12 protein-coding genes are annotated in these 12,755 nt (G+C 68.2%); 3 read left to right on the top strand and 9 right to left on the bottom strand.

Annotated elements, in window-relative coordinates; all coding sequences use genetic code 11:
- The first annotated feature begins 23 nt into the window (after window positions 1-23).
- Together ABS767_RS05305 and pdeM are read left to right on the top strand one after the other, a co-directional pair.
- A complete protein-coding gene (locus tag ABS767_RS05305) occupies window positions 24-974 on the top strand; it encodes a retropepsin-like aspartic protease (protein WP_408077312.1) in 951 nt (316 codons plus the stop codon).
- 31 nt (window positions 975-1,005) lie between these two features.
- Window positions 1,006-1,683, top strand: coding sequence for a ligase-associated DNA damage response endonuclease PdeM (gene pdeM / locus ABS767_RS05310; RefSeq protein WP_408077313.1), 678 nt, complete (start codon window positions 1,006-1,008; stop codon window positions 1,681-1,683).
- Window positions 1,684-1,692: 9 nt separating this feature from the next.
- On the opposite strand, the gene ABS767_RS05315 is transcribed toward pdeM, so the two are convergent.
- The 6 genes from ABS767_RS05315 to ABS767_RS05340 form a co-directional block, all read right to left on the bottom strand.
- Complete coding sequence (locus ABS767_RS05315) at window positions 1,693-2,403, bottom strand: GIN domain-containing protein (protein ID WP_408077314.1); 711 nt, start codon at window positions 2,401-2,403, stop codon at window positions 1,693-1,695.
- A 47-nt stretch (window positions 2,404-2,450) separates the two neighbouring features.
- Window positions 2,451-3,182 (bottom strand): head GIN domain-containing protein, encoded by a 732-nt coding sequence (locus tag ABS767_RS05320; RefSeq protein ID WP_408077315.1) that lies wholly within the window; start codon window positions 3,180-3,182, stop codon window positions 2,451-2,453.
- Between the two features lie 112 nt (window positions 3,183-3,294).
- Window positions 3,295-3,828: a CarD family transcriptional regulator gene (locus ABS767_RS05325; RefSeq protein WP_408077316.1), complete on the bottom strand. Its 534-nt coding sequence runs from the start codon at window positions 3,826-3,828 to the stop codon at window positions 3,295-3,297.
- 341 nt (window positions 3,829-4,169) lie between these two features.
- The gene (fdxA, locus tag ABS767_RS05330; RefSeq protein WP_408077317.1) at window positions 4,170-4,511 is read right to left on the bottom strand and encodes a ferredoxin FdxA; all 342 of its coding nucleotides are present in this window, start codon (window positions 4,509-4,511) and stop codon (window positions 4,170-4,172) included.
- Between the two features lie 106 nt (window positions 4,512-4,617).
- A complete protein-coding gene (locus tag ABS767_RS05335) occupies window positions 4,618-4,935 on the bottom strand; it encodes an RNA-binding S4 domain-containing protein (RefSeq protein ID WP_408077318.1) in 318 nt (105 codons plus the stop codon).
- Window positions 4,928-7,429, bottom strand: coding sequence for a helicase-related protein (locus ABS767_RS05340; RefSeq protein ID WP_408077319.1), 2,502 nt, complete (start codon window positions 7,427-7,429; stop codon window positions 4,928-4,930). The genes ABS767_RS05335 and ABS767_RS05340 overlap by 8 nt, the downstream gene beginning before the upstream one ends.
- A 232-nt stretch (window positions 7,430-7,661) precedes the next feature.
- Between ABS767_RS05340 and ABS767_RS05345 the strand changes: the two genes are divergently transcribed.
- Window positions 7,662-9,170 carry a M23 family metallopeptidase gene (locus ABS767_RS05345; RefSeq protein ID WP_408077320.1) on the top strand — a complete coding sequence of 503 codons (1,509 nt, stop codon included), beginning with the start codon at window positions 7,662-7,664 and terminating at the stop codon, window positions 9,168-9,170.
- 111 nt (window positions 9,171-9,281) lie between these two features.
- On the opposite strand, the gene ABS767_RS05350 is transcribed toward ABS767_RS05345, so the two are convergent.
- The 3 genes from ABS767_RS05350 to ABS767_RS05360 form a co-directional block, all read right to left on the bottom strand.
- Window positions 9,282-10,952 carry an ATP-binding protein gene (locus ABS767_RS05350; protein WP_408077321.1) on the bottom strand — a complete coding sequence of 557 codons (1,671 nt, stop codon included), beginning with the start codon at window positions 10,950-10,952 and terminating at the stop codon, window positions 9,282-9,284.
- A 93-nt stretch (window positions 10,953-11,045) separates the two neighbouring features.
- Window positions 11,046-11,816 carry a TIGR02186 family protein gene (locus tag ABS767_RS05355; RefSeq protein ID WP_408077322.1) on the bottom strand — a complete coding sequence of 257 codons (771 nt, stop codon included), beginning with the start codon at window positions 11,814-11,816 and terminating at the stop codon, window positions 11,046-11,048.
- The gene (locus tag ABS767_RS05360; RefSeq protein ID WP_408077323.1) at window positions 11,813-12,727 is read right to left on the bottom strand and encodes a sulfite exporter TauE/SafE family protein; all 915 of its coding nucleotides are present in this window, start codon (window positions 12,725-12,727) and stop codon (window positions 11,813-11,815) included. The genes ABS767_RS05355 and ABS767_RS05360 overlap by 4 nt, the downstream gene beginning before the upstream one ends.
- Window positions 12,728-12,755 lie beyond the last annotated feature (28 nt).

Raw genomic sequence — 12,755 nt, forward strand, 5'->3', positions numbered from 1 at the left:
GATCGGGCGTATCCTGCGCGGCCATGCGGTACGCTCTGCTCCTGCCGCCTCTGATCGCGCTGTGCGCCGCTCCCGCCGTGCCACAGGATGCCGCGCCGGACGCCGCCGGGGAAAGCGGCATGGTTGAGATCGATACCCTGGCCGATCGCATGACCGTTCCGGTGTCGATCGACGGCCACCCCTCCCAGCCCTTCGTCATCGATACCGGGGCCGAACGCTCGGTCGTCTCGCGACAGCTGGCGGGCAGGCTGCGACTGGCCCCGGGGCCCCGCATCCGGCTGACGACGATGACCGGGAGCGCCGACGTGCCGACCGCGATCGTATCGTCGCTGGTCGTCGGGCCGGTGCAGGACCGTCAGGCGTTCAATGCCCCTGCACTGGAAGCGCTGCACCTTGGCGCGCAGGGGCTGCTCGGCGTCGCGCAGCTGCGCAACCATATGGTGTCGATCGACTTCGACCGGAACGAGATGACGCTGCGTCCCTCGCGCCGCGGCGGCCCGTCGCGGCGGTTCGGCACCAGCGCCGAGGAGATCGTGATCGTCGCGCGGCGCAGCGCCTATGGCCAGCTGATCCTGACCGAAGCCGAGTTCGAGGGTAGACGCGTTACGGTAGTCGTGGATACCGGGTCGCAAATCAGCCTGGGCAATCTGGCGCTGCAGCGGAAATTGCGGCGGATTCCCCTGAAGGGGCCGATTACGCTGACCAGCGTCACCGGCGATCAGCTGCGCGTCAATTATCATGTCGCCGATCGTGTGCGGCTGGGCGGCATCGCGCTGCGCGGGCTGCCGGTCGCATTCGCCGACGTACCGCCCTTCGAGAAGTTCGGGCTGGTCGACGAGCCGGCGATCATGCTGGGGATGGACGCACTGCGCGTGTTCCGGCGGGTCGAGATCGATTTTCCGGCGCGGCGCATCCGCTTCCTGCTGCCCAAGGGGCTCCACCGCGAGATGGATCCGATCATGCCGGGCAGTTGACGGCGCGGCGCGGGGCGGCGATAGCGACTGAATGGTTCCCTTTTCGTTCGGCGGTCATGAGCTGTGCGCGCTGCCCCAGGCGGCGCTGTACTGGCCGGCGCGGCGCGCGCTGATCGTCGCCGACCTGCATTTCGAAAAGGCGAGCTGGTTCGCGCGCGGCGGGCAGATGCTGCCCCCCTATGACAGCCTGGCGACGCTCGACGCACTGGAAGCGCTCGTCGCCGGCACGCAGGCGCGGGAATTGTGGTGCCTGGGCGACAGCTTTCACGATTCGGAAGGGTGTGGGCGGCTGCCAGAGGCGGCGCGGACGCGGCTGCGTGCGCTGACCGATGCGCTCGACTGGGTGTGGGTGACCGGCAACCATGATGCGGCGCTGGCCGAACAGGCGGCGATCGACCATTGCGGCGGGCGCGTCGTGATCGAGGCCGAGGTCGACGGGCTGGTGTTGCGGCACGAGGCCGAGCCGGGCGAAATGCGGCCCGAACTGTCGGGGCATTTCCACCCCAAGCTGCGCATCCGGGCGCGCGGGCGACAGGTCGCGCGGCGATGCTTCGTCGCAAGTGGGACGAAGCTGATCCTGCCGGCGTTCGGCGCGCTGACCGGCGGGCTGGACGTGGGGCATCCTGAGATCATCCGCGCGGTGGGGCGCGGCGCGCAGGCGCTGGTAGCGCTGGACGACCGGTTGCTGCGCTTTCCGATCGCCGCCTGACGCGGCCGGTCAGCGGCGGCGCTCGGTCTTTCCCGCGCACTGTGCCGGTCCCGGTCCGGCGAGGCGGCAGGCGGCGTTGCCGAGCACCCGCACCGCCCCGGTGCCGAGCGTTGAGACCGCCGCGGTGTAGCGTGCGGTGAACCGGCTATCCCCGGCGCTTTGCGAATTGACGGTCAGGTCGTTCACGCTGAGCCCGACCGCGTCGATCGACCCCGCGCCATGGGTGTTGAAGCGCGCGGTGCGGGCGAGACCGCCATTCAGCGCGATCGCGCCGGTACCCGTGAGCGTGACCGCGAGCTGGTCCGCGTCGAGCGTGCCGATGGTGAGCGTCCCGGCACCGTTGACGCCGAGATCGACGCGCTGTCCGCGCAACCGATCGACCTCTACCCGGCCCCCGCCGTTGATCGTCACGGCGCGCAGGTCGCGCGCGCTGACCAGGATCGTCGCGGGGCCGTCCGAGGCGTTCCATCCCTCGAAGCCGGCATCGCGCGCGCCGATCACGAGCTGTCCGCCGATATTGCGGATGCCGATCTGCTGCGCGGCGCGGCGGTCCGCCGCGATCACTGCGCCGGGCGGTCCGCCGCTGGTCACCTTCACCACGAATGGACCGTCGACGCGCATCCTTTCGAATGCGGTGATCATGACCGTGCGCCGTTCGGTCGCGGGCGACTGCGCGGCGACCGTGGCGAGGGCGAGAAGCGGGAGCAGGAACAGGCGCATCCGGGGGAGGATCGCACCGATCCTCCACCCTGTGCAAGCGGATTGGGTCAGCTGCAGCGCGCTTCGCCCGATCCCATCGACGAGACCGAGCATTTGGCGCCGCCGGTCAGTTCGACATCGCCCGACCCGACCAGCGAGATATCGGCATTGCCGCTCACCTGTGCGCGGACATTGCCCGATCCGGCGATCGAGATGTCGGCGCCGTTCGCTTTGAGGCCCGCGGCCTTCACGTCGCCCGACCCGGCGATCGATACGTCGAGCGAGCTTGCCGTGCCGCCGGTGACGATGATGTCGCCCGATCCCGCGATCGACAGGTTCGCCTTGCCGCCCGCCAGGCTGGTGAGCGTCAGGTTGCCAGATCCGGCGACCGACCCCGAAAAGTCGCCGCGTGCCTGGTCGATCGTCATGTCGCCCGACCCGGCGATGTCGGCATCGGCAAGCGCGGGCAGCGTGACGATGATCCGCGCGCCCCTGTCCCCGCCCCAGTTCCAGTCGCCATCCTTGCGGCCGACGCGCAGCGTGTCGCCATCCTTGCGGATTTCGAGCCGGTCGAGCAGCTTGCTGTCGCCCTCTGCGGTGACCGAGAAGGCGCCGGTGCGGATTTCGACATTGTCGGAGCCGCGCAGCGACACGCCGGTGAAGTCGGCGACCTGATAGCTGCGCGTGTCACCCTGTCCGCTCGGCTTGACGACGTCGCCGGTCATTCCGTTGGCGAAGTTGCACGCCGCAAGGGGAAGCGCGAGCGCGGCGGCGAGGAGGGCGAAACAGGGGCGGTTCATCTTCTGTCTCCGTTGTGTGTTGCCAGAATAATACACGCACGCTGTCGGACGCGCAAATAAAAAGGGCGGCCCGCTGGACCGCCCCTTTTTTACCTGGATGCAGCACGCCGCTTCAGGCGGTCGCCTTGTCCTTGTTGTAGATCGCGGCCGAGGCGCGCAGGATCTCGAGCAGTTTCTCGAGCGCGGCCTTCTCGTCGATCTGTTCCATCGCGGCGAGCTCGCGGGCGAGGCGCGACGCGGCGGCTTCGAAGATCTGGCGCTCCGAATAGCTCTGCTCGGGCTGATCGTCGGCGCGGAACAGGTCGCGGACCACTTCGGCGATCGACACGAGGTCGCCCGAATTGATCTTCGCTTCATATTCCTGCGCCCGGCGCGACCACATGGTACGCTTGACCTTGGGCTTGCCCTTGAGCGTGTCGAGCGCTTCCTTGAGCGTCTTGTCGCTGGACAGCTTGCGCATGCCCACGCTTTCCGCCTTGTTGGTCGGGACGCGCAGGGTCATTTTCTCTTTTTCGAAGCGGAGCACATACAGCTCGAGCTGCATGCCCGCGATTTCCTGTTTCTGGAGTTCGATCACACGGCCTACGCCGTGCTTGGGGTAAACGACATAATCGCCGACATCGAAGGACAGCGCCTTGGCAGCCATAGATGGGAAGCCTTTCTCATGAACTCGCGCCCCTAAGGGATTGCGCCACAGGCCCGGTGCGGTTACCGGGGCGGGGACGCCGGTTCGGGGCAAATCAACAACGGTCTCCAGTACCGAAACGCGATTCCTCGCGTCCGGCTCCCCGTTTAACACAGATGCAATAAAATTACCACTGTGGAATCCGTGAGGATTACGCGGTGCGGGTGTGCGCCAGTCCTGTGTCGAGCGTGGCTGTGCGCGGCGCCGGCATCCGGCCACGCAACGGCAGCATGATATGGCTGTCCGGGCGGGGGAGCGGGCCGGCGGACTGAGCGACCGTCAGGTCGCTCGATGCTGGCAGATCAGTCGCCCTTGCCGGGTTCCGGCGAGAAATACTTCTCGAACTTGCCCTCTTCGCCCTTGTGCGCGTCCGCGTCCTCGGGGGTCTGGCCGGCATTGCGCGTGACGTTGGGCCATTGCGCCGAGAAATTGTTGTTTAGTTCGAGCCACTGTTCGAGACCGCTCTCGGTGTCGGGCAGGATCGCCTCGGCCGGGCATTCGGGCTCGCACACGCCGCAGTCGATGCACTCGCTGGGGTTGATGACGAGCATGTTCTCGCCCTCATAGAAGCAGTCGACCGGGCAGACCTCGACGCAATCCATGTATTTGCAGCGGATGCAGGCGTCGGTGACGACATAGGTCATGGCAGATAGGGCCCCTAAAACGCCCGGTCGGGCGGTGACAATCGGCCCTTTTGCTATGCCCGCGTGCCGGGCGCGTCAATCAAGAGACGCTTTCTGCGATACGTTCTCAAATTTCCTCCGCCGCTCCTGCGCGCGTCGTGCCGGCGAGCAGTTCCTGATAGAGCGTCGCCGCCTCGCTGGCCGGGCCACGGCGCAGCGGCAGTGCCTCGACGCGCAGCACGCGCACCTTCCCGCGCAAGGGAAAGGCGATCACCGATCCCACGCGCACCTGGACCGAGGACCGCTCGATCCGCCGCCCGTCGAGCCGCATCAGGCCGGTTTCGGCCAGCTCCTGCGCCGCGCCGCGCGTCTTAACCAGCCGTGCGAACCACAGGAAGCGATCGAGCCGGATCGCGTCGCCGGCCTTGCGTGCGGGGTCACTCATCGGCCATCTCGGCGAGCCGCGCGAAGGCGTGACCCATCGGCGTGTCGCGCGGCGGCGGCTTGGGCCGGGCGAGCGGAGTCAGCCCTTTCCACACCCAGCGCTGGCGTTCGCCCTTCGGCGTCCGGACCGACTGAAAGCCGATCTGGGCCATCAGCCGCGCGAGCGTGTCGGGCGTGAGCCCCATCGACGTGGCGAGCGCGGGATCGGGCGCGAAGGGAGCCCGCCCGCCCTTGTCCTTTTTGGGGCGCGCGTCGTGCGCCGCGCGCGCGATCCGCTCGACCAGATCGATCCGCACCGCCTGTTGCCCGAGCGGACGAAAGCCATGGTCGAGCGCCGCCCCGGGGGCGTTGCGCGGCAATACTGTCGCCCCCTCGGCGGGCGCGCCCTCCAGCGCCAGCAGCAGGCGGCGCGCTGTTGCGGCGCGCGGCTTGAGCAGGGCGGGGAGGAACAGGTCGAGCGTGCCGATCGTGACCCCGGCCTTGCGCAGCCGCTTGCGGTCCTGCGGGTCGAGCGCCTCGACCAGCGCCCCGGCGGCGCGGCGCGGCATCATCCCGCCTGCTTCGACCAGCAACCCGGCAAGGGCACGGGTGCGGCTGCCCGCACTTTCGTCGCGGCTGAGCGCGTCGAGTGCGGCAAGATCGGGCAGGTCGCCCGCAATCCGCGCGCCGAACCAATCCGTCAGCCGCGCCTGGACCGCGTTGCGCGCGCGCGGATCGAGCACGTCGAGCGCACGGTCGACGCGGATACCGGGGCGCAGCGGATTGGCGCCCGGCTCAATCCGGGCGACGCAAACGCCGCGCCAGTGGATCGCGCCGGCAACCAGCGTCAGCGCATCGTCGGGCGCGTCGATCAGCTCGCTGCCACGGCGCCGCAATTCGCCCGCCAATCCCTTTTCCGCGGCGGCGAGCAGCATCCGCTTGTCGGCGGCGCGGGCGTCGGGCGCGACGGCGAAGTGAAAGCCGGAAAGGTGGCCCAGCACATGATCCTCGACCGTCACCTCGCCTTCCGGTCCCACGACCACCGGCAGGTTGGAGGCATCGGCGCCGATCTGACGCAACAGCACGGTGGTGCGCTTGTCGACGAAGCGCTGGGTAAGGCTGGCGTGCAACGCGTCGGACAGCTTTTCCTCGAGCGCGCGTGTGCGGTCGGCCCAGTGCGCCGGATCGTCGAGCCAGTCGGCACGGTGGGCGATATAGGCCCAGCTGCGTGCCGCCGCGATCCGGCCGGCGATGCTCTCGACATCGCCGTCGACCCGGTCGAGCCGCGCGATCTCGTCGGCGAACCACTGGTGCGGGATATGCCCGCGGTCCTCGCTCAGATGACGGAAGACGCGCGCGACGAAGCGGGCGTGCGGATCGACGCCGAGCTTGCGGAAATCGGGCAGGCCGCATGCCGCCCAGAGCCGCGCGACCGCGCGCGGCGAGCGGACGCGGGCGCGGACCCAATCCTCGCCTGCGAGCCGCTTGAGCACCATCAGGTCGGTCGCCTCGGGCGCGGCGCGCAGCACCGGCAGATCGGGCTTGCGTTCGAGGCTGGCGACCAGCGCGTCGATGCTGGTGAGGTCGGGCTCGCCTTCGCGCCAGTAGAGATGTTCAAGCGGGGGCACGCGGTGCCCCTCGATCGCCGCGATCTCTTCCGGCGTGAAGGCGCCCGGGCCTTCCTCGACCAGCGCGCCGAAGGTGCCGTCGCGCTGGTGCCGCCCGGCGCGACCGGCGATCTGGGCCATCTCAGCCACCGTCAGCCGCCGGCTGCGGCGTCCGTCGAACTTGTTGAGGCTGGCGAAGGCGACGTGATGCACGTCGAGATTGAGGCCCATGCCGATCGCGTCGGTGGCGACGAGATAGTCGACTTCGCCCGCCTGGAACATCGCGACCTGGGCGTTGCGGGTGCGCGGACTAAGCGCCCCCATCACCACCGCCGCACCGCCGCGCAACCGCCGCAGCGCCTCGGCCACGGCATAGACCTCCTCCGCGCTGAACGCGACGATGGCGGAGCGCTTGGGCAGGCGTGAGAGCTTCTTCGCGCCGGCATAGGACAGGGTGGAAAAGCGCGGGCGGGTGACGATCTCCGCATCGGGCACCAGCTTGCGCAGTACCGGGCGCAAGGAATCCGATCCCAGGATCATCGTTTCGTCACGACCGCGCGCGCGCAGGATGCGGTCGGTGAAGACATGGCCGCGCTCCGGATCGGCGCCCAGCTGCCCCTCGTCGAGTGCGACGAACGAGACATCGCGATCCAGCGGCATGCTCTCCGCCGTGCACAGAAACCAGCGCGCACCGGGCGGGACGATGCGTTCCTCCCCGGTGACCAATGCGACTTCCTTCGGCCCCTTCAGCGCGAGCATCCGATCATAGACCTCGCGCGCCAGCAGCCGCAGCGGGAAGCCGATGATGCCGCTCGAATGCGCGGCCATCCGCTCGATCGCGAGATGCGTCTTGCCGGTGTTGGTCGGGCCGAGCACTGCCGTGACCCGGCTGGAGGAAGCGTGACTCATTACCGGACCAAGATCGCGCCGACCCGGCCAACGCGCAAGCACCGCGGGCCTGGTTCCACGCGCTTTTTGGTTAATCCACGACCTGTCGGTTCACCGGCACGACTCGCCGCAGGAATCCGGGACCAAGACCCTGCTTAATTTGACTTTAGCATATAGTATCCACAACCCTGATGGCCGATGCCGGGGGACGGCTTTCGTTCTGATGATTTTTTGGGGGCAGCGCGCCTTGTTCTTGCGCAGCGAATCCGGGTTCGAGCAGGCTGGTGGGACGACGTCGCTTTCGTTCGGCCACCCTGTCGTGACTCCGCGCCTGACCCTTACCGAGCGGCTCCGTGAGAAATATCCCGATTTCGAACTGATTCCGGATCTGGGATCGCGCATCGGCAGCCGCGAATGGTTTCGTGGCGCCGCGACCTGCGCCGGGCTGTGCGCGGGCGTCGCGCTGCTTTCGCCGGGGTTCGAACGGCCGATCTATGGCAGCATCCCGACGGCCAAGGCGGCCGGTGCCGATCTGATGCGCGCGCAGGCGATCGCGCCGCTGGATAAGGGCGCCGCCACCGGCGCGCGGCTGGGCGCGACGCGGCTCGTCGCCAATCTCACCGACACGCCCGAGCGGCCGATCATCCAGCACAGCGTGACGCTGGGCTCGGGCGGCGCGCTGCAGGCGGTGCTGGCACGCACGGGCGTGGGCAAGGGCGAGGCTGCACGAGCGGCGGATCTGATCGCAGGCGCGATGGCGCTGGGCGATCTCAAATCGGGGACGCAGCTCGACGTCACACTGGGTCGACGGGTCGACAAGGCGCAGCCGCGCCCGCTCGAAAAGCTGGCGTTCCGCGCGCGGTTCGACCTTAGCCTCGAGCTGATCCGCACCCCGACCGGCCTGGCGCTCAACGAAATTCCCATCGCGGTCGATCATACCCCGCTGCGCATTCGCGGTCGGGTGGGCGGAAGCCTGTATCGCTCGGCACGTGCCGCCGGCGTACCGGCGCGCGCGGTGGAGGCCTATATCCGCTCGATCGCGACGCGGACTTCGGTCGGGCGGATCGGTTCCGATGCCGAATTCGACATCATCGTCGAACAGGCGCGCGCAGCGACCGGCGAAGTGCAAATGGGCAATCTCCTCTATGCCGGTCTTGCCGGCGGTGGATCGGGCAAGCTGCAGCTCGTCCGCTGGGAAGAGGACGGCAAGGTGTCGTGGTACGACGGCAGCGGCAAGGGCGAGCGCAAGGGCCAGATGGCGATGCCCGCCTCCGGCCGGATCAGTTCGGGCTTCGGCCTGCGCCGCCACCCGGTGCTGCGCTTCACCCGGATGCACAAGGGGCTCGACATCGCCGCCGGCTATGGCGCGCCGATCCGCGCGGCGAACGACGGGACGATTGCCTTTGCCGGACGCAATGGCGGCTATGGCAACTTCGTCCGCATCAACCATAGCGGCGGCATGGGTACCGGCTATGGCCATATGAGCCGCATCGCGGTGCGATCGGGCCAGCGTGTGAGCCGCGGGCAGGTGATCGGTTATGTCGGCTCGACCGGTATCTCGACCGGCCCGCACCTGCACTACGAGCTGTATCGCAACGGCGTTGCGATCAACCCGCGCTCGGTCTCCTTCTCCGTCGTCCAGCAACTGGATGGCAACGACCTGCGCGCGTTCAAGTCGAAGCTGGCGAGGCTGATGGCGGTGCCGGTCGGCGGAACGCGCAAGGCCTCCGCCGAAGACGACGCGGACAGCGCCGCGGATTGAGCGCCGCTGTCGGCGACGGTTATCCCGATTTCCGGTTTTATCGATCGCGGGATGCGCAGTACCGGCGCAGGCCGTGCGACGACCTAGTACCGGACCCTGCTCGTGCGGCGTTTAGCGGCCCTGTGCGCGCCAGCGACGGATCGTGCGCTCGAGAATCTGGTCCTCGCCGCCGACCTGGCGCCATAGCTGGGAGAAGAGCGGGTCCCCGGAGGCGGGGCGCTTGACCTCGTCCAGCGCGTCGAAGGCGACGCGGACCGGGGTGGCGACGCCCTCGCCGACCATGATGCACTCGCGGTTTCGCAGCGCGGGGATCGCATCGAGGAAGCCGCGCGCGCCCTCCGGCATCGCCGCGCGCACGAACGCCTGGTCGCGATCGTTGTTGAGGCGCATCGAGATGATGGTGCCGCACTGCGACAGCACGCCTTCGGCAAGATCCGACGGCCGCTGCGTGATCAGTCCCAGCGACACGCCGTACTTACGGCCTTCCTTGGCGATGCGGCTGAGGATCCGGCCGACCGACGAGCCATCGGCATTGCGTTCGTTGGGCACGTAGCGGTGTGCTTCTTCGCAGACGAGCAGGATCGGGCGGGGCGATTCGCCGCGCGACCAGATTGCATAGTCGAACACCATGCGGCTGAGCACCGCGACGACCACGCTGGTGATCTCGCTCGGCACGCCGGACACGTCGATGATCGAGATCGGCTTGCCGTCGCCGGGCAGGCGGAAGATGCGGCTGATGAAGTTCGCCATCGTGTCCGACACCAGCATGCCGGAGAACATGAAGGCGTAGCGCGGATCGGCCTTGATTTCCTCGATCTTGCCCTTGAGCCGCAGATAGGGGGCGGCATCGGTCGCCTTGTCCATCTTGCCCATCTCGAGCTGGATGATCTGCGTCAGGTCCGACAGAAGATAGGGGATCGGCGCGTCGACGGTGAGCTTGCCGAATTCGGCGGCAAGCCGGTTCTTCTGCTTCGCCATCAGGATGCAGCGCGCGAGGATGTCGGCATCGACCTGGCGGTCCGACCCGTCGGAGGTGACGAACACCTCGCAATGCTCCTCGAAGTTCATCAGCCAATAGGGCATGGCGAGGTTAGAGACGTCGTACAGCGCGCCGTTGGTCTTGAACGCGGCCGAATATTCGCCGTGCGGATCGATCATCACGACATGCCCCTGCGGCGCGAGGTCGCAGATGCGGTGCAGGATCAGCGCGGCGGCGGTCGACTTGCCGGTACCGGTCGATCCGAGCAGGGCGAAATGCTTGCCGAGCATCGCATCGACATAGAGCGCGGCGCGGATGTCCTTGGTCGGATAGACGTTGCCGACCTGGATATGGGCGCGATCGTCGGCGGCGTAGATCTGCTTGAGATCGGCGGTCGACACCGGGAAGACCGGCGTGCCGGGAACCGGGTAGCGCGTGACGCCGCGCCGGAAGCTGTAGAGCTTGCCGGTCAGCTTCTCTTCGTCGCCCTCACCCAGAAAGTCGATCTGCGCGACAACATAGCCGCTGCGGTCGTCGAGCCGCAAGGCCCGCACATTGGCGATCAGCCAGCTGTTCCCGACGCGCAGCTTGACCTGGCTGCCGACCGTGCCGGCGCCCGCAATCGCCGGGTCGGCACTGGTGGCAAGCGAATCGATCGCAGCGCGGTCCAGCACGACCTCGCTCGCCGCGCCGCCGATCGCCGACACGCTGCCGATGCCCTGAATCGGCGCGGAAACGGGGGCGGTCGCTTCGGACGCCGGACGAATGCGATCGAAACGGTGGCCGCCCATGTCTTCGGTCATACAGTGCCGCTGCTCCCTGCGAAACGCGTCGGTTATGCAGGCCAGCGGTAAAGAAGTGGTTCGCGAAGCGGTGAGGATCGTGGGCGCAAGGCGCTAGAAGCGCCGCCAGATCGCCCCGGCGGCCCAGCCGAAGCCGATCGAGAGCAGCACTGCCGCAATGCCGTAGAGCACCGAGTGGCGCTCGGCGGCGCGGGCGATCCAGCGTTCGAACCCCGACTTGCGGATGTCGATCTCACGCACCGCCGCGGCGAGGACCCGGCCGTCACGGATAAGGAAGGTTTCGGCGGTGAATCGCCCGACGGGCACGCGCGCAGGGATTTCCACCCGGCCGCGATAGAGGACATTCTCGCTGATCTCGACCGCGCCCGGCGCCTCGTAATAGAGGCCGGCGCGACGCTTGAGATCGACCAGCCCGGCGTCGAAGCGCGACTGCACCGCAGGCGCGTCGCCCGAGGCGGGGGAGAGCTGAAGACTGTCGAGGCCGAGCTCGTAGATCGCCCGCGTGCGCGCGTCGACGATGTCGCCGATCGGCCGCGACGAGGCGATCGCGTAGAAGGACGGGGCGGAGCGGTACCGGGTGCGGTCGGCATTGACCCAGATGCCCGCGACGCGCTGCTTCTCGCGCACCACGACCGACTCGGTCGGTCCCTTGACCACCACGACGATGTCGATCGGATGATCGCCGCGTGCCGGGGCGCGTGCGCCCGGCTGGACGATCGCGCCGAACAGCAGCAACTCCGCGCCGGTGAACGAGTAGATGATCTCGATCTCGCGCTGCGACACGTCGGGCACGAGGGTGGGCTTGGCCTGGCCGAGCAGGAGCGGCGCGGCGAGAAGCAGGGCGAGGGGCGCCAGCGCCCTCATCCCAGTTCAACCGAATAGATTTCATCCGGGCGCCAGGCGAGGCCGACCAGCATCTGGAGTGCAACCAGCAGCACCATCACCGCGAGGACGAGCCGCAGATATTCCGGCCGTGCACGCGCGGCGAAGCGCGCGCCCACTTGCGCCCCCACCACCGATCCCAGCAGCAGCAGCACCGCGAGCACGATATCGACGGCCTTGGTCGTCAGCGAATGGACCATGGTTGCCGATGCGCTGACGAACAGGATCTGGAACAGCGAGGTGCCGACCACCACCTGCGCCGGCATGCCGAGGAGGTAAAGCATCGCGGGAATGAGGATGAACCCGCCGCCGACGCCGAGTAGCATCGTCAGGATGCCGGTGGCGAAGCCCAGCAACAGTGGCGCCAGCGGCGAAATGTAGAGGCCCGAGCGGTAGAAGCGCCAGCGCAGCGGGAGCGCGGCGACCATGGGATGGTGCCGCCGCCGACGCGCGCGCGACGACGCGCCGTCGCGGGACGCGCGGATCGATCGCAAGGATTCGGACAGCATCAGCCAGCCGATCGATCCCAGCATGACGACGTAGAGGACGGCGATCACCGTATCGATCTGGCCGCTCGCCTGGAGCAATCGGAACAGGATCGCGCCCGCCCCCGAACCCAGCACGCCGCCTGCGATCAGCACCAGCCCCATATGCATGTCGACGCCGTTGCGGCGTAGATGCGCGAACACCCCCGACACGCTCGCCCCGGTCACCTGGCTGGCGGCGGACGCGGCGGCAACCGTCGGTGGGATGCCATAGACGATCAGCAGCGGCGTGGTCAGAAACCCGCCGCCCACGCCGAACATCCCCGACAACAGCCCGACCCCGAGGCCGAGCAGCACGATCACGAGCGCATTGACCGAAAGATTGGCGATGGGAAGGTAGAGATCCATGGGCGATCCCTGCCTAGCGCTTCGACGG

Source organism: Sphingomonas plantiphila (assembly GCF_046000505.1).
In the GTDB taxonomy this organism is placed as follows: Bacteria; Pseudomonadota; Alphaproteobacteria; order Sphingomonadales; family Sphingomonadaceae; genus Sphingomonas; species Sphingomonas plantiphila.

Excerpts from the sequence above, each read along its gene's own strand:
- ABS767_RS05305 (WP_408077312.1), top strand. The coding sequence starts at position 24 with ATGCGGTACGCTCTGCTCCTGCCGCCTCTGATCGCGCTGTGCGCCGCT.
- pdeM (WP_408077313.1), top strand. The coding sequence starts at position 1,006 with ATGGTTCCCTTTTCGTTCGGCGGTCATGAGCTGTGCGCGCTGCCCCAG.
- ABS767_RS05315 (WP_408077314.1), bottom strand. The coding sequence starts at position 2,403 with ATGCGCCTGTTCCTGCTCCCGCTTCTCGCCCTCGCCACGGTCGCCGCG.
- ABS767_RS05320 (WP_408077315.1), bottom strand. The coding sequence starts at position 3,182 with ATGAACCGCCCCTGTTTCGCCCTCCTCGCCGCCGCGCTCGCGCTTCCC.
- ABS767_RS05325 (WP_408077316.1), bottom strand. The coding sequence starts at position 3,828 with ATGGCTGCCAAGGCGCTGTCCTTCGATGTCGGCGATTATGTCGTTTAC.
- fdxA (WP_408077317.1), bottom strand. The coding sequence starts at position 4,511 with ATGACCTATGTCGTCACCGACGCCTGCATCCGCTGCAAATACATGGAT.
- ABS767_RS05335 (WP_408077318.1), bottom strand. The coding sequence starts at position 4,935 with ATGAGTGACCCCGCACGCAAGGCCGGCGACGCGATCCGGCTCGATCGC.
- ABS767_RS05340 (WP_408077319.1), bottom strand. The coding sequence starts at position 7,429 with ATGAGTCACGCTTCCTCCAGCCGGGTCACGGCAGTGCTCGGCCCGACC.
- ABS767_RS05350 (WP_408077321.1), bottom strand. The coding sequence starts at position 10,952 with ATGACCGAAGACATGGGCGGCCACCGTTTCGATCGCATTCGTCCGGCG.
- ABS767_RS05355 (WP_408077322.1), bottom strand. The coding sequence starts at position 11,816 with ATGAGGGCGCTGGCGCCCCTCGCCCTGCTTCTCGCCGCGCCGCTCCTG.
- ABS767_RS05360 (WP_408077323.1), bottom strand. The coding sequence starts at position 12,727 with ATGGATCTCTACCTTCCCATCGCCAATCTTTCGGTCAATGCGCTCGTG.